The sequence below is a fragment of the Ruegeria sp. HKCCD7628 genome, assembly GCF_057221005.1.
The window spans coordinates 83,175-99,486 of the sequence record NZ_JBWVBA010000006.1 but is presented as its reverse complement, the minus strand read 5'-3'; the positions used below and the strand labels follow the sequence as shown (position 1 = coordinate 99,486).

Annotated in this window: 16 protein-coding genes and 1 riboswitch; of the genes, 3 read left to right on the top strand and 13 right to left on the bottom strand. The window is 56.9% G+C overall.

Annotated elements, in window-relative coordinates; translation table 11 throughout:
* Positions 1-4: 4 nt before the first annotated feature.
* The 13 genes from AC2TAD_RS13970 to AC2TAD_RS13910 form a co-directional block, all read right to left on the bottom strand.
* Positions 5-3,538, bottom strand: coding sequence for an AAA family ATPase (locus tag AC2TAD_RS13970; protein WP_480868371.1), 3,534 nt, complete (start codon positions 3,536-3,538; stop codon positions 5-7).
* Positions 3,539-3,643: 105 nt separating this feature from the next.
* A complete protein-coding gene (locus tag AC2TAD_RS13965; RefSeq protein ID WP_170355155.1) occupies positions 3,644-3,901 on the bottom strand; it encodes a hypothetical protein in 258 nt (85 codons plus the stop codon).
* Positions 3,902-3,914: 13 nt separating this feature from the next.
* Positions 3,915-4,616 carry a NapC/NirT family cytochrome c gene (locus tag AC2TAD_RS13960; protein ID WP_480868369.1) on the bottom strand — a complete coding sequence of 234 codons (702 nt, stop codon included), beginning with the start codon at positions 4,614-4,616 and terminating at the stop codon, positions 3,915-3,917.
* A 29-nt stretch (positions 4,617-4,645) separates the two neighbouring features.
* Complete coding sequence (locus AC2TAD_RS13955) at positions 4,646-5,083, bottom strand: nitrate reductase cytochrome c-type subunit (RefSeq protein WP_480868368.1); 438 nt, start codon at positions 5,081-5,083, stop codon at positions 4,646-4,648.
* A gap of 12 nt (positions 5,084-5,095) precedes the next feature.
* Positions 5,096-6,013 carry a quinol dehydrogenase ferredoxin subunit NapH gene (gene napH / locus AC2TAD_RS13950; protein WP_480868366.1) on the bottom strand — a complete coding sequence of 306 codons (918 nt, stop codon included), beginning with the start codon at positions 6,011-6,013 and terminating at the stop codon, positions 5,096-5,098.
* Positions 6,010-6,828 (bottom strand): ferredoxin-type protein NapG, encoded by an 819-nt coding sequence (gene napG / locus AC2TAD_RS13945; RefSeq protein ID WP_170754176.1) that lies wholly within the window; start codon positions 6,826-6,828, stop codon positions 6,010-6,012. The genes napH and napG overlap by 4 nt, the downstream gene beginning before the upstream one ends.
* A gap of 27 nt (positions 6,829-6,855) precedes the next feature.
* A complete protein-coding gene (napA, locus tag AC2TAD_RS13940) occupies positions 6,856-9,348 on the bottom strand; it encodes a nitrate reductase catalytic subunit NapA (RefSeq protein WP_480868364.1) in 2,493 nt (830 codons plus the stop codon).
* On the bottom strand, positions 9,345-9,638 hold the full coding sequence (locus AC2TAD_RS13935; RefSeq protein WP_170355149.1) for a chaperone NapD: 294 nt from the start codon (positions 9,636-9,638) through the stop codon (positions 9,345-9,347). Before AC2TAD_RS13935 ends, napA begins: the two co-directional genes overlap by 4 nt.
* Positions 9,635-10,150, bottom strand: coding sequence for a ferredoxin-type protein NapF (gene napF, locus AC2TAD_RS13930; RefSeq protein ID WP_480868362.1), 516 nt, complete (start codon positions 10,148-10,150; stop codon positions 9,635-9,637). Before napF ends, AC2TAD_RS13935 begins: the two co-directional genes overlap by 4 nt.
* Before the next feature lie 192 nt (positions 10,151-10,342).
* Positions 10,343-11,356, bottom strand: coding sequence for a FecCD family ABC transporter permease (locus AC2TAD_RS13925; protein WP_480868361.1), 1,014 nt, complete (start codon positions 11,354-11,356; stop codon positions 10,343-10,345).
* A 1-nt stretch (position 11,357) separates the two neighbouring features.
* Entirely contained in the window at positions 11,358-12,305 is a 948-nt protein-coding gene (locus AC2TAD_RS13920) for an ABC transporter substrate-binding protein (protein ID WP_480868359.1), read from the bottom strand.
* Entirely contained in the window at positions 12,302-13,105 is an 804-nt protein-coding gene (locus AC2TAD_RS13915; RefSeq protein WP_234899475.1) for an ABC transporter ATP-binding protein, read from the bottom strand. The genes AC2TAD_RS13920 and AC2TAD_RS13915 overlap by 4 nt, the downstream gene beginning before the upstream one ends.
* A complete protein-coding gene (locus AC2TAD_RS13910) occupies positions 13,105-13,461 on the bottom strand; it encodes a DUF1636 family protein (RefSeq protein WP_170754165.1) in 357 nt (118 codons plus the stop codon). Before AC2TAD_RS13910 ends, AC2TAD_RS13915 begins: the two co-directional genes overlap by 1 nt.
* A 102-nt stretch (positions 13,462-13,563) precedes the next feature.
* Positions 13,564-13,767: riboswitch (cobalamin riboswitch) on the bottom strand.
* Positions 13,768-13,893: 126 nt separating this feature from the next.
* On the opposite strand from AC2TAD_RS13910, the gene AC2TAD_RS13905 reads away from it, so the two are divergent.
* The 3 genes from AC2TAD_RS13905 (at position 13,894) to AC2TAD_RS13895 (ending at position 16,301) form a co-directional block, all read left to right on the top strand.
* Complete coding sequence (locus tag AC2TAD_RS13905; RefSeq protein ID WP_331251812.1) at positions 13,894-14,541, top strand: helix-turn-helix domain-containing protein; 648 nt, start codon at positions 13,894-13,896, stop codon at positions 14,539-14,541.
* A gap of 181 nt (positions 14,542-14,722) precedes the next feature.
* Positions 14,723-15,616, top strand: coding sequence for a class II glutamine amidotransferase (locus AC2TAD_RS13900; protein WP_480868357.1), 894 nt, complete (start codon positions 14,723-14,725; stop codon positions 15,614-15,616).
* A 1-nt stretch (position 15,617) separates the two neighbouring features.
* Complete coding sequence (locus AC2TAD_RS13895) at positions 15,618-16,301, top strand: protein GlxC (RefSeq protein ID WP_480868355.1); 684 nt, start codon at positions 15,618-15,620, stop codon at positions 16,299-16,301.
* Positions 16,302-16,312: the final 11 nt, after the last annotated feature.

Genomic DNA, 16,312 nt, shown 5'->3' with positions numbered 1-16,312 from the left:
TGAACTAAGTGACCGTTCCTTCAAGCTTAGACATAAGGGAAATCATACCCAAATTCTGTGCGATTGCCAACGCTTCGGCCTCTAGGTGAAACGCATGTTCGAGGTTCTGCTTATGCCCGAATTTTCGCAAAGCAGACGCGTATGAAGCCTTGCTGTGCGCGATCCAAGGTGGGCTGGCCATATTTGTGTCGATCTCGATTGCCTTGGTCAGCATATGTTCCGCGATGTCGCGATCGCCCAGCAAGGTTGCCAGATTGCCTAGCCGGCGTGCGGCCGCCCCGGTGCAAACGGTGGTGGCACCAGCAGTGATCGTCAGGTCCTCGTAGGGCAAAAGCAGGTCAAACAGCGTTTGCGCATGGTCTTGCCTGCCAACCGCGACACAAATATCCGCAAGATATGACAGCGTAGTTGAATACATGGCATCTGCCGGTAGGTCGAACCGGTTTGCCGCCAATTCGTTGAGAATCCGTTCGGCCGGGTCGGAATAGCCCAACTCGGCGGCGATAAGACCAAAGCCAGGTTTCCAAGTGATGTCGTCGGGGTCTTCCTCCATCAGTTTCTTGATCACCGGAGCGACCTCGTGAAGCCGGTTCTGTTCGCGTCGGATCGTGAACATCTGCACACCGAAAACACCTTCGATGTGTTTACCGTGGGTTTTTCGGCCGATCTTTACAGCCTCAGTCGCGAATGCTTCGGCTTGTTGCCAAGCGCCTTCCATGATGGCAACCATCGCGCGCGCGTGGATTTGAACCCAGTAAAGCTGCAGGTGATTGTCCTTTTGCGAGACCTCTGTCAGCAGCTTGAGCGAGCGGTCAAGCATAACCCTGTCAGCCATCTCGGCCCCAACAAACAGGCTGAGGGTCCGGTCGCGCCCTTGGTCAATCGTGCCCAGTTTTTCGGCGACGTCGTGCATGGCTTGCAGGTTTTGCCGCCAATTTCGCGCCTCTTCATCCTGCCGAGCCACAAACGGGGCACCAAAACGCATCATCATGACTGAGAACTGCGATTTGTAGTCACCGAGATTTGCCGCCAGTTTCATGGCGCGGTGGCCGTACTCCGCCCCTTCACTAAACTGACCGATAAACATATAGGCCCGAGCGAGTTGGCTCATCAACTGGCACTGGCGTCTTTCGTCGTCTTCGGGCAGACCATTCAGTGCCTCAAGACACAATGAGATCGCCTCATTGTGACGTTGGCTGGACATCATGCACGAATCCGCGAAGTGCTGCGCGATGTCTGCGGACAGTTCGGCATGTCCCAGTGTTCGGGCCGCGTCGGAGGCTTGTTTGAGCTTGGCAATCCCTTGAGGCAGATCCCCAAGGCTGTCGTAGCTGCGCCCAACCAGAACCATCGCCGTGATTGTTTCGGCGCTGTTTTGCGTTCCAAGATTCTCTGCAGCATGAAGTGCCTCGGTCGCGTTGGCCATCGCTTCTTGACTGGCAGACCGGGCAAGGGCCATTTCTGTTGCCAATTTCCATTGCGTGAACGCAATCTGCCAGTCTTCCGCTTCGGTCAAATGCCTTGCGACCAATTCAGGTCGGCGCGCAATCTCGGCCGATCGCAGACGTGTCAGGGCCTTGGCTACGTTTGCGTGTTGGGTTCTTCGGGTCGCAGACAGCATGGATTGGTATGCGGTATCGCGGATCAGGGCATGCCGGAAAACAAATTGGCCGCGGCTGTGTCCGCTTTCGAAAACAAGTCCCGTTTCCACCAGTTCTGCCAGCCCCGACTGCAGGTTCGGTCTTTCCAGATCAATTGCCTCCGCCAGAAGGTCCAGCGCAAACTCGCGACCGATGACCGCGCCTGTCAACGCCATTTGCTTTGCCTCTGGCGACACGGCGTCGAGCCTGGCCATCAATGCGCCCTTCAACGAAGATGGAACGGCCAGATTTTCCTCTCCGGCTTCCATATATGCGCTGGTAAGTTCTTCGACGAATAGAGGCACGCCGTCGGTTTTTTCCATGATCAGGCGAACCAATGACGCGTCTGGTGAATGGCCCGATATGTTTCGGATCAGGTTTTCAACCTGTTCAAAGTTGAAACGACGCAGGTGCAAGGTCTGGACGTGCGCATCACCGGCGTCGCGCTGTAGTTCCCAGCCAGGGCGGTGCGTGATCAGGATCATCAGCGGCAAATCTGCGCAGATCGCCCGGAACCGATCAAGCAAGGCGTTCGTCGACGGGTCGATCCAATGCGCATCCTCGACGCACAGAACGACCGGTTTAACCTGCGACCGCGCCTGCACCGTTTTTATCAACGTTTGCACGGTTATGTCGCGCTGTTCCTGCGGAGACAGGTCCAGAATATCCCGAGCCAATGCGCTTGCTGGGGCGACCAAGGCTGCAAAAACGGGAAGAACCTGATCCAAGTCGATGCCTTGCCGCGCTTCGAGCATGGCCCGGACGTGGCGCAACACCTGGTCATCGTCGAAGCCTGGCTCCACTCCTGCATCCTGCGATATTCGCTCGGTTACAGGATGGAACGGACTACTGGTTAGATATGGCGAGCAATTCAGTCTGATGATATCAGCCTGACCTGCATTCGTAACGTCGTTCAGAAATTCTTCTGTTAGGCGTGATTTACCTATGCCCGCTTCTCCGGTCAGCAGAATGACTTCACCCTGTCCTGCGCGGGCGCGAAGCCAGGTTTGTTGCAGGATACCCTTTTCCGAACTGCGCCCAACAAGCTGGTTTGATCCGTCATCACGATGCGCTGCTTTAAACCGGCTTTCAGCCTGCCTTTCACTAACCACCTGCAAGAGCTCTCGGGGGTCTTCAAATCCCTTAAGGTCGACGCGCCCAAGCGACGAGAATTCGAAAATACGATGCAGCATCGCTTGCGAATCCTCTTGGGTCAGAACAACCGTGTTCGGCGGGGCTTTTTCCTGCAACCGAGCAGCAAGGTTGAGGATTGGGCCCGTCATCGCGCCTTCTTCATGTGTGTTTTCGCCGATTGTATCGCCAACGACTACATCGCCACTTGCGATTCCTATGCGTGCGGCCAGCGGTTGACCGGAAGGTGTCCGGAGCTTTTGAACCCGGGAGATAGCCTCTAAACCGGCCTTAACCGCGCGCAAGGCGTGGTCTTCGAATGCACGCGGCCAACCAAAAAAGACCAGCAATCCATCGCCAAGATACTTGGCGACGAAGCCACCATAGCGTGATACCGCACCTGCAACTGCGTCCTGATAGGTTTGCAACAGCAGGCGCATGTCTTCGGGGTCCAATTGGTTCGTCAGTTCTGTCGAGCCGACAAGATCAGCGAAGAACACCGTCAGATGCCGGCGTTCGGCCTCATCGTTTTTGACCGCTTGATCCGGAAGCAAAGAAGTAGCCGAAGAATCGACATGGTCTTGTTGATCGAATTCCTGAATGGCAGCCAGCAGGATTTTCCTGTGGCCCAATGACACCCCTATTTCCTTGAGGTCGTCATTCGTAAGCAGAGGCAGCGCACGCGCGTCGACGTCGTTTTGCCGAAACGCATCGGTGTACTGACCCATCCCAAGTTCTTGCAGCCATGTTCCGACTTCAAAACCCATTGCAGGATCATGCGGCGGAAACGGTTTTGGATCAAGTTGAGCGTTCAGGCGCGCAACGGGAAGCGCATAGGCGACGCGGTGGTTCGCGGCGCCGATACCGTATGGTTAGACAGTCGCACCTTTGATGCGGATCGCCGATCCAAGTGCTCCGGCACAAAAGCCGACGACGACTGCGATAACCAATTCTATGGTCTGGATATTGGCAAAGGACCAGTGTGCGAAGATAAGCGTTTCAAGCACACCGACGACACCGCCCATAACCGCGCCTAGCATCAGGTTGCGGGTCATCATACCCAGCGCAAGGCCCAAGATGCCCGGCAGGCTGATAATGTTGGCGCCGATTGTTCCCAGAAGTTCAAGCATATCGTGCCCTTTCTCAGTCGGCCTGCTTGGTCAGGAATGACCGGATTTCTGCGCTGCCTTCAGCAACCTGATCTTGCAGCGTTCCAGACGCTTTGCTCGCCAGAGTTTCCGTCACCTCTTGGTATTGTTCCAGGTATCCGGGTGGCAGGCTGTGTGCGATGCCCTGATGGCAGTCGATGCATGTCATGTTGTTGTCGATCGCCCTTTGGTGTTCGGACGCGGCGCGGGTTTCCTGAATAGTGAAGTCCATGTAGTCGAAGTTATGGCAGTTGCGGCATTCGCGACTGTCCGATGCCTTCATCTTTTTCCACACAGCCGAGGCCATACTCAGACGATGGTCTTCGTATTTTTCAGGCGTACTGATTGTGCCAGCCAACTCGTGATAAACGTCTTTGACAGCCATGATCTTGGCCTTGATTTTGTGGTTCCATTCATGGGGAACGTGACAATCCGAACAAATCGCCCGGACGCCCGAGTGGTTGTTGTAGTGAACCGTTTCGCGGTATTCGCCCAGATTGGTCTCCATCGTGTGGCACGAGGTGCAGAATTCCTCGGTGTTGGTCAGTTCCAGGGTCCAGTGGAACCCGCCCCAGAACAGGATGCCAGCCAGAAAACCTGCCAGCACCAGAAAACCCGAGCTGAACATGACGGCCGGTGTCCAGATCGCGTTCCAGATGCGGCCAATCCAGCCGCGTTTTTCGGGGGAGTCTGCCATGTCGGTGCTCCTTTCAATCAAGCGTTGGATCAGTTTCCGGAAGAAGGTTCAAAAACATTGTCGACGAGCGCGGGCGTGTCTGCCTGCGGAACATGACACTGATTGCAGAAGTACCGAGTACCGGCGATTTGATCCAGTTCACGTCCTTCGCGATCCAGGTAGTGCGTCATCGATAAAGTGGGTGCGTTGCGCTCACCGGCCTTTGTCCAGTCGTGGCAGGACAGGCATTGGTTGGTCCGCAGATCAATCTGGTACTGGTCGATTGAATGCGGGATCAGCGGAGGTTGCTGTCGGTAATTTCTCTGCATACGCCCTTCGATCGTGCGGTGGACCTGATCGAGTGGAACGGGTTCATCAACCTCGGCACCGCGCAGGGCTTCGACTTGCGCGGATTGGGCAAGGGCGAACCCACTCAGAAGGATGACGGGGATCAAGGCGGTGACGCCGGTCAGGATTGGCTTGTTCATCTTGGCACTCCCTTAGGTAGGTCTGGCTGCGCGCCTCTCGGGCGCGGGAACGGGATCGAAAGGCGCGGCGACCTGGTCGTCGAACCGGTGAGTAAACTTGAAGACATCGACTGCGCAGACATCAATGCAGCGGCCGCAATTCGTGCAGTCGGGCGACAGGATCAGCGGTGTGGTGCCGGTTTTGCCGCGTAACGCGGGTGATAGGACGTGGTTTTCCGGGCAAACGGCAAAGCAATCCATGCAGTCGTCACAGGCTGCGCGATTGGGCGCGCTGACACGCAACATCGCTTTGGTGCCGATCAGGCCATAGAATGCTCCGACCGGACACAGGTGCCCGCACCATCCGTGGCGTGACACGAACAGGTCGAAGAAGAAGATCGCAACGATCATCGCCCAGACAAAGCCCGCGCCGAAAATCAGCCCGCGATGCAGCATGGTGATCGGGTTGATCAGCTCCCAAGCAATGACGCCGGTCAGACCCGAGACGATCAGCACCGTAGCTAGGATCCACAGCCGGGTACCGCGTTTGGGTTGCCAGCCTTTGGGCAGATCCAGCTTGCGGTGCAGCCAATGGGCGGCATCGGTTACGGGGTTGATCGGGCAGACCCAGGAACAATAGACGCGCCCGCCGATCAGCGCGTAGACGACCAGAACTATCAGGCCTCCGATCAGGGCGGTAAGCTCGGGCCAGTGCCCGGCAACCACGCTTTGCAGTAGCACAAGAGGGTCGGTCAGCGGCAGCACGCCAAGGGTCAGCGACCCGGCCAGCGTGCCCTGAACGATCCAGATGCCAAACCACGGGCCCAGCAGAAACAGAACCAGAAAGAACAGTTGAGAGGCACGGCGCAGCAGCAGGTATTTGTGCGCGCCGATCCAGCCTTTGACTTCGATGGCTTCCTGTCCGACAGGCATATGGGTGCGGGTGCTCATTGTCCGGCCCCCGGCAAATTGTACTCCGGCGCAAAGCCGCCCGGCGTGACCAGATTATCGGTACCCGGTCCGGGCAGGCGGTCGGGCAGGTCGATGATACCTTCGACCACAGGCGCGCCTTTGGCGGCTTTTTCTTCCCAGCCTTTGCGATAGTGGTCGGCACTGCTACCGCGTGCCAGCCGGGTAGGCAGAACCTTGATCGCGGCTTCCGGTAGAACGCAGCTTTTCTCGCACATTCCACAACCGGTGCAGCGGTCGCCGTGTACGGTAGGGAGGAACAGCGCGTGGTGACCCGAACGGGTGTTGTGCGCGGTCTCAAGCGTGATTGCCTCGTCAATCACGGGGCAGACGCGGTAGCAGACGTCGCACCGCAGCCCCAGGAAGTTCAAGCAGTTTTCCTGATCGACCAGAACGGCCACCCCCATGTCGGCGTCGTCGATGTTGTCCAGCGAGGGGTCCAGCGCCCCAGTGGGGCAGGCGGCGACACAGGGAATGTCGTCACACATCTCGCAGGGCACGTCACGAGCGGTGAAATAGGGTGTGCCGGTGGCGACGGCATCGACGCCAAGCTCGGCAAGTTTCAGCGTGTCATAGGGGCAATCCCGCACGCACAGGCCACAACGGATACAGGCGGACAGGAAGTTTTGTTCCGGCAAGGCTCCGGGGGGACGCAATGCCTCGGCTGGTAACGCCCGCGCGTCGCGTGCCAGCCAGGCCAACATGGACCCGGCCGCCACGCAGCCGCCTGCGGCGCGCGCCGAGTCCTGAAGGAACCGGCGCCGCTGCGGCGAGAGGGGAGAGCCAACACCAGACATGAGACTTACCTTTGCCTTGCCAGTCTCTTACGCGCGCTCGACTTTACAGGCGCATTTCTTGTAGTCGGTTTCCTTCGACAGCGGGCAGGTTGCATCCAGCGTCAGCTTGTTGGTCAACTGGTGCTCGTCAAACCAAGGCATGAAGACCAGCCCACGTGGCACCTTGTTGCGCCCGCGGGTTTCGACCCGGCTGGTCACCTCGCCCCTGCGAGTGGACAAAACAATTTCCTGACCGCGCCGCAGACCGCGATCCCGGGCGTCGTCTGGGTGCATGAAAACAACGGCTGACGGGAAGGCGCGGTGCAATTCCGGAACCCGACGGGTCATCGAACCCGAATGCCAGTGTTCCAGGACCCGGCCGGTGCAAAGCCACAAATCGTATTCATTGTCCGGCTCTTCAGCAGCAGGTTCGTAAGGCGCGAAGATAATTTTGGCCTTGCCGTCCTTGTGACCATAGAATTTCACGTCGGCCCCTTCGGGTACATAGGGGTCATAGCCTTCGCGGAAACGATAAAGCGTTTCTTTGCCGTCCACGACCGGCCAACGCATACCGCGTGCCTGATGGTACATTTCGAACGGTGCCAGATCGTGCCCATGACCGCGCCCGAATTCGGCGTATTCTTCGAACAATCCTTTCTGCACGTAGAACCCAAAATGCTCTGCTTCGTCATTGTCGAAACCTTCGGCGGTTTCAGAAATCGGGTATTTGTCAACATTCCCGTTCTGGAACAGAACCTCGAACATCGTCTTGCCGCGATGCTCTGGCATCTTGGCCAGCAGCTCTTCGCCCCAAACTTCTTCTACGGTGAAGCGTTTCGAGAATTCCATCAGCTGCCAAAGGTCGGACTTAGCCTCGCCCGGCGCTTTAACCTGTTGATGCCAGAACTGAGTGCGGCGTTCGGCGTTGCCATATGCGCCTTCTTTCTCGACCCACATAGCCGTTGGCAGGATCAGGTCAGCTGAAACTGCGGTGACGGTTGGATAAGGGTCTGAAACTGTGATGAAGTTTTCAGGATTGCGATAACCGGGGTACCCTTCCTCATTGATATTCGGGGCGGCTTGCATGTTGTTGTTGCATTGAACCCAATACGCGTTCAGCACCCCGTCTTTCAGCATTCGGTGTTGCAAAACAGCGTGGAAGCCCGGTTTTGGCGGGATTGTACCTTCGGGAATTTTCCATGCGGTTTCACAAATCTCGCGGTGCTCGTCATTCGCGACAACCATGTCCGCGGGCAGGCGGTGGGCAAATGTGCCAACCTCTCGGGCGGTGCCGCAGGCAGATGGTTGGCCGGTCAGCGAGAAGGGCGAGTTGCCGGGTTCGGAAATCTTGCCAACCAAAAGGTGGACGTTGTACATCAGCGAGTTCACCCACGAACCGCGCGTATGCTGGTTGAAACCCATGGTCCAAAGGCTCATGACTTTCCGGTTTGGATCCGCATATTGTTTCGCAAGTTTCTCAAGCTTGTCAGCGGGAACACCTGAGAGTTCAGATACATATTCCAAAGTGTATGGCTCAACAGCTTTGGCATATTCTTCGAAGCTGATGGGTTCCATTTTGCCCGAGTTCGGGTTTTCCGCGTCTTGCTGAAGTTGGTTTTCGTCGCGCAGGCCGTAACCGATATCGGTTGCCGTCTTGGTGATGTTTACGTGCTTTTTGACGAAGTCTTCGTTCACCGCACCATTCTGAATGATGTAGTTGGCGATATAGTTCAGGATCGCCAGATCTGTCTGTGGATTGAACACGATGCCATTGTCAGCCAATTCGAAAGAACGATGTTCAAATGTTGACAGGACATGAACTTCGCTGCCCGGTTTGGTCAGACGCGTGTCTGTCAGGCGCGACCACAGGATGGGGTGCATCTCGGCCATATTCGAGCCCCACAGAACGAACGTGTCTGCGTGTTCGAAATCGTCATAGCAACCCATCGGCTCATCTATGCCAAAGGTCCGCATGAACCCAACAACAGCCGAAGCCATACAATGGCGCGCGTTGGGGTCGATATTGTTCGAGCGGAAGCCGGCTTTCATCAGTTTGGCGGCGGCATAGCCTTCCCAGACCGTCCACTGACCCGAGCCGAACATGCCCACGCTGGTCGGGCCTTTCTTGGCCAGCGCCTCTTTCCACTTGGCGGCCATGACATCAAAGGCTTCGTCCCAGCTGACCGGTTCGAACTCGCCATTCTTGTCGTATTCACCATTGGTTTTGCGCAGCAACGGAGTGGTCAGGCGGTCTTTGCCATACATGATCTTGGACAGGAAATAGCCCTTGATACAGTTCAGGCCGCGGTTCACCGGCGCGTCCGGGTCGCCCTGAGTGGCCACAACGCGGCCTTCCTTGGTGCCAACCAGAACGGAACAGCCCGTTCCGCAGAACCGGCACGCGGCCTTGTCCCAGCGGATATCCGGCGTCGCCGCCTGAGCGTCGGCCGCGCCTGTGGCCAGCGGAATACCGGCGGCCGAGGCCGTGGCTGTGGCCGCAGTGGCCTTGAGGAATGTCCGGCGTGATTCAGAATGTGTCATAGCGTGAGCCTCCGGCTGGTGGTTTGGCTTGGGGCATCGGGACGCGGGCGGGTCTCTGCGAGGTCCTCGAAATGGTGATAGGTCAACGTCAGAGACACGACCCCCGGGATCTGGTGCAGATCCATGATGGTCTCGGACGCAAGGCGTTCAGGGGTATCTTCGACAACGACGACGAAACGGCCGTCTTCGGTCTGGGCGTGGAGTTCGACGCCCGGAGTTGCGGCCATGGATTGCGCCGCATTGGCGGCATAGTCCGGCGCGACATGGGCAAGGCAACCGCAGATGTTCATTGTATCGCTTCCATTTGAGGTTGAGGGTTATGCTTCAGTGTAAGTGCGTCAGCAGGACAAAGCGCCTCGCACAATCCGCATCCATTGCACGCTTCAACATTCAATGCGGGTTCCGCGCGCCCTTGGGTTTGGAGCGAAAATCGGATTGCGTTCTGCTCGCAATTGTCCTGACAGATGCGACAGCTGACGCCGTTCATGGATAGGCATGCTTGCTTTTCAAGCGACGCGCGCCATGGCCACAGGGCCAATCGGCTGATATCAAGCGCCGGTGTTGGGCAGGCTTCGGCGCACGCGCCGCAAAACGTGCAGGGATTGTCGGTTGGAGTGAACGCGGGAAATCCATCTGCCGCGATTGAAAGAACGCCTTCGGGGCAAGCCACGACGCAGTCTCGGCATTTTGTGCACTGATCATAAAAGACCTGGCCGACCGATCCCGGAGGCCGGGCTATTTTGCCGTCCTCTTCTTGAAATCGGGCGCGCAGGAAAGCGCGACGGGTCGTCACTTGGTCCATTTTAGACCTGGCTCTCGTCGTTTCTTTTGTTTGCTAATTTCCGCTTAGCGTTTTTGAACCGAGCCGGTTTTGATTTAGATCATTTTTTGGGCACTCTTAAGGTTGATCTAGGATATATTTTAAATGAATGTCGGAATTTGACAGGTGACCACAGTTTGCAGCCCAAGAATGAGTGAACAGGCTCCGTGTGATCTACCGTTTCGCGTTTGCAGTTCTCAGCAACAAAATGAACACGAAAACGGACCCTAACGAGGTGGTCACTATGCCGACCGGCAGTTCTTGCGGGGCCAGCAGCAGCCTGCTGAGGATATCGGACCCGGTCAGCAGAACAGCGCCGACCACCGCGGCCGCAGGGATTAAGTGGGTGTGCAGTGGTCCGGCAATTCCGCGCGCGATATGCGGAACCATCAGCCCGACGAACCCGATCACCCCGGCGACTGAGACAAATACAGCCGTAGCCAAAGCGGCAACAAAGAACATCTTGAACCGCAGCGACTGGACCGGGACACCCAGTGTCGACGCTGTCATGTCACCGGTCAACAAGGCGTCCAGCCAACGGCTGCGATATAGTGAATAGGCCAGAATTAGGATCAAACCCGCGCAGACGAGCGGAAAGGTTTCCCAACGCGCCAGACCCAATCCGCCCAGCATCCAGAAGATGACAGAATGCGCAGCACGGTTGTCGCCTGCGAAAATCAGGTAATTAGTCAACGCCGAGAACAGAAACGACACGGCAAGCCCAGCCAGGATGAGCTTTTCCGGTGCACTGGTTCGCAGCCCGTGGACAAGAGCCAGCACAATGCCCGAGGCCACGAGACCCCCACAAAATGCTGCTATCGGCAAAGTCCAGAACCCCAGTATGTCACCAGTCACCGTAATGACGAACACTGCCCCCGCCGCCGCACCAGAGGAAAGACCGAACAGGAACGGGTCGGCCAGATCGTTTCGCGTAGTCGTTTGCAGCACAACTCCAACAACTCCGAGACCAGCGCCGATCACGGCGGCAAAAAGCGCGCGGGGCAGGCGCAGGTCGAAAACGATGCGGTGAAGTGGTGACATGTCTCCCTCGATCACACCAGCGCCGAGCAGAATAGCTGAGACCGTATCGGACAGAGGAATGGATGTGGTTCCGTAGATTGTCGAAACCAGAAGAAGGGCGGCCAGAATGGCCACCCCCATCAAAAGTGTCAGCCCCAGACGGCCCAATTCAGTTCAGACCCGTGCGCATGGCTGCTGCCAATTTTGCGATGGCCTGAATGTTGGCCGGTCCCGGCGTCAATTCTTCGTACCGCAAACCGATCCAGCGCTCGTTTTTGACCGCGTCGGTTTGTGACATAACAGGATGTTCTTGCAGAAACCTGAACGTATCCGCCGCTCCTTTTCCGGTTTGATAATCCAACAGCACTAAAAACTCAGGGTTCGCGGCTGCCACGGTTTCCCATGACGTGCGACCCCAGCTTGTGTCCATATCACGGGTAACGTTGAGACCACCCGCCGCTGCTATCATAGCGTTGGGGATTGCGTATTTCCCAGCAGTGAACGGAGCGTCCGCCGGGCCATCCAACAGAAACACTCGAGGTTTCGGTAAGTCTGCGGTTTGTGCCTCGATTGCGGTCAGTTCATCCTTCCAACCAGATACAAGCGCTTCGGCCTTGTCTTCGACATGCATGACTTTGCCCAGCCGCAGAATGTCGTCAAACAAAAGGTCCATGCTGGCCTCGGGGCGGTCTTTATGCAGATGAACGCAGCTTTCAGTCAGGATCATGGTTTTGATCCCGAACGGGGCAAGTGTTTCTGGCGTTACATCACCACCGGGACGCATTCCATAGTACCAGCCGGCGAAGAACAGATCGGGTTCTACCGCGACAATATTTTCCACCGATGGATATTTCGGTGCCAGTTCGGGGATATCTCCACGTAGCGTGTCGAATTCAGGACTGGTTTTGTACCAGCCGGTGATGCCCGTGAGGCCGACGATTTTGTCTTGCAGACCCAGCGCAAAGGCCATGTCGGTCATGTTCATGTCATGTACGACCAACCGTTCGGGCTGGGTTTCAAACACCAGCGGTTCACCACAATTGTCTACGGTCACTTCATGCGCAGCAACACCGCTCGCCATGGCCATAACCAGAGCCACGGACAAGATATGTTTCATTTTGGAAATCTCCTGGAGGGTTGGGAAACAGTGGTTTTTCGTATGTCCAGCGCGGGGATCATCCGACCGTCGTGCTGAAAGAATAAGTAGTCGACGCCGAACGTGTCGCGCACATGTTGAGTCGTCAGGACCTCGGAAACAGGGCCAAACCCGGTCAGCCGGGTAGATTTCATCAACGCGACATGGGTGGCGAATTCGGGGATCATGACAATGTCATGGACAATCATTATGACGGTTATCCCCAGTCCAGCGACCAGCGACAACATCCGCCCTTTGGCGTCGGGATCCAAATGGTTCGTCGGTTCGTCCAAAAACAGAAGAGTAGGGTTCTGCGCCAGCGCACGCGCGATATGGGCGCGCTGACGTTCGCCACCCGACAACACTGCCATGCGCTTGTCGGCAAGCTCCAAAAGGCCGGTCAGGTCCAGAATTCGCGTCAAGTCGTTTGCGTGATCTTCAGAGGAGCGGTCCGAGCGAATTGGAATTTGCCCAAGTGCCACATAGTCACGCAGATGCAAGCGCCCATCGGGATATTCCTGCTGACTGACGACGGCAATTTTTCGGGCGCGCTCCGTCGCTGACAGTGTCTTCAAGCTCTGCTCTTGCACCAGAACGTCGCCTTCGGACAGAGCTTCAGCGCCACAAAGTAAGTTCAGCAGAGTGGTTTTGCCAGCGCCATTCGGACCGGCAATGGCCAGAACCGACCCCTCTTCAAGGTCGAACGAGATGTCTTGCAACAGAACGTCACCGTGAAAAGAATAGTAGGCTACACCACGCGCCTGCAGGAAGGGTCTGGTCATCATCGAGCTCCTCGAACAGCCAACGCCGGCATGCGCGCCAATGTCTTGGTTATCAGAGGCGCCGGCCTGTCTGTGGCCTTTGTCCAACCAGTTGCGCTGCCCAGGTATTGCGCGGCGAATTGGGCAAGAGCATTCAGCTCTTGCTCGGTGCCGATATCACCAAACAGGTATTGGGCTTTTCCTAGGGCCTGAAATCCGACAGTGACCGGGTGATCGCATCCAGCCATACAGTCTACTGTGCGCACTGCGAAACCCGCAGGCAATTCAGGGCACAAGGCATCCGCAATGTGCTGCGCTGCCTCCAAACCCTGACAGGTCGCGCAGATCAGAACAAAATGATCAGTGGGCTCGGCCATCAAGCGTCTGTTCCACGGCCCCTGGGGCCGTACTGAAACGCGGTCGCGCATAAAGGCGTACGAGGTACCATCAAGCCTCCTTCCAGGACGCCCCGCCCCGGGTTGGTTTCGGTTGCGATGGCAGGTCTCCTGACTTGCGGGTCGAGGCTTGGCCACCCTTCCCGACATTATTCACGTCAGTGGGATATTGGCTTCGCTCACCGCCTACAGTTGCGGGGGCAGTTACGGACTTGGCACTTAAACCTCACCGTATTCCCTTTTCACCGCTGGAGCATGCCCCAGGGAACCATCAAATGCGTCACTGCCCGAGATCAGATCGCCGGTCAACACAAATCACCGGAGGTTGCGCAGGAATGTAGTTTTGAAAATATGTTTCCCTTCAAGAAAATTGCAGGCGATAACGACGAAGCGAAAGGCGTTAAGGATAGGTTGGTGAAAGCATCAAACGATAGGTCCAAACCTCAGTTTTCTCAGGATCCCCACAAGGTCAGGGACCCCGGTGAAAAGAACCTCGAAACGGCGATCGGTCGTGAAATCCGCGCGTTGAGGTTGCAGCAGGGCGTGACAATTGCGGAATTGTCGGGGCTGACCGGGTTATCCATCAGTATGCTGTCAAAAATCGAAAACGGCTACACATCGCCTTCATTGACGACGCTACAATCGCTGGCCAATGCTCTGAGCACACCGATCACTGCATTTTTCCGCAGATATGAAGAAACCCGAAACGCAACCCACACCAAAGCGGGAAAGGGCGTTGAAACAGAGAGAGCCGGGACACGCGCAGGCCATCAATACAGCCTTTTGGGTCATATGGGGTCTAATGCCAGTGGTGTTGTGGTCGAACCCTATCTGATCACGCTGACGGAAGAGTCCGACACTTTCCCGACGTTCCAGCATGACGGGATTGAAATGCTCTACATGCTTGAAGGCGAAGTCGATTACAGACACGGCGATCAAATTTACCTGCTGGAGCCGGGTGATACGTTGTTCTTTGATGCGGACGCACCGCATGGACCCGAGGTGCTGCGCAAACTGCCAGCCCGCTACCTGTCGATCATCTCATATCCGCAGACGCGTTAGTCACGATTCGGCGATTGATAAACCGCTGCTGAGGTTTTGCGGGGTTGCTCTCCGTGATTTTTGAATGCGGGGGAAATAGATAGCCGAAAATATTCCCCTTATGAATATTAATTTCCCTTTGTTGATAACCTGAAGTTCAGGTGTTAGCGTCTGCCCAACTCAACACAGGAGAAGCTGACACATGTGTGGAATTGTCGGCCTTTTTTTGAAGGACAAAACGCTCGAGCCTCAATTGGGCGCGATGCTGACAGATATGCTGATCACAATGACAGATCGCGGCCCGGACAGCGCCGGGATCGCGATTTATGGACCTGTCGGAGATCAGGCAAAGCTCACCGTGCAATCCGACAATCCGGACGCGGATTTTCAGACTCTGGCCGAAGATTTGGCCGACGTCTTGACCAGCCCCGTCAGCTTGGGCCGCAATGACACTCATGCGGTTCTGAGCGTGGCCAACGACAAAGTCAGCGCTGCGCGGCAGGCCCTGAGGGAATTGCGCCCTGGCCTACGGATCATGTCCGATGGCGATGCGATCGAAATTTATAAAGAAGTTGGATTGCCTCGAGAGGTGGCGGAGCGGTTCCAATTGACCTCGATGTCCGGCAGCCACGGGATTGGCCATACACGCATGGCCACTGAATCCGCCGTCACCACAGAAGGGGCGCACCCGTTCAACACCGGCGCGGATCAGTGCTTGGTGCATAACGGATCGCTGTCCAACCACAACGCCCTGCGCCGCAAACTGATGCGCGAGGGCGTGCGGATCGAATCCATGAACGATACCGAGGTCGGCGCGGCCTATCTGACATGGAAAATGCAAAACGGGGCCACTCTGGGTGAGGCGCTGGAAAGCAGCCTTGAGGATCTCGACGGGTTCTTTACCTTTGTGGTCGGCACCAAGGATGGGTTCGGCGTGGTTCGCGACCCCATCGCCTGCAAACCGGCGGTAATGGCCGAGACCGATCAATATGTGGCCTTTGGCAGCGAGTATCGCGCCTTGGTCAACCTGCCGGGAATCGAGGATGCCCGCGTCTGGGAACCCGAACCCGCAACCGTCTATTTCTGGAGCCACTAAAATGCAGAGCTATGATGTTGCCGAACAGGGCCTGCGCGGGCTGAACGCCGCCCTTCAGGCCCAAAGCACCGAGACAAACCAGACCCAGTGGCAGGTTCAGAACCCCAAGGGCAGCCATGCCATCGCTGTCGGTCTGGATGCCCCGATTGAGGTCACGGTCAAAGGCTCAACCGGCTATTACTGCGCGGGGATGAACCAGCAGGCGACCGTTCGGGTCGAAGGCTCTGTTGGGCCGGGCGTGGCCGAGAACATGATGTCGGGCACTGTGATCGTTGAAGGCGATGCCAGTCAATATGCCGGGGCCACGGGCCATGGCGGGTTGTTGGTGATCAAGGGCAATGCCAGCTCGCGCTGCGGGATTTCCATGAAGGGGATCGACATTGTGGTGCATGGCAATATCGGCCATATGTCCGCCTTCATGGCGCAAGCGGGGACGCTGGTGGTCTGCGGTGATGCGGGCGACGCGCTGGGGGTTTCATTGTACGAGGCGCGGCTATTCGTGCGCGGCTCGGTCAAAAGTCTGGGCGCGGATTGCATTGAAAAAGAGATGCGTCCCGAACATCTGACCCTGTTGCAAGACCTGCTGGAGCGCGCGGGCGCGGATGCCAAGCCGGAAGAGTTCAAACGCTATGGCTCGGCTCGGCAGCTTTACAATTTCGATGTCGACAACGCGGCAGAATACTGAGGAAGACGGTT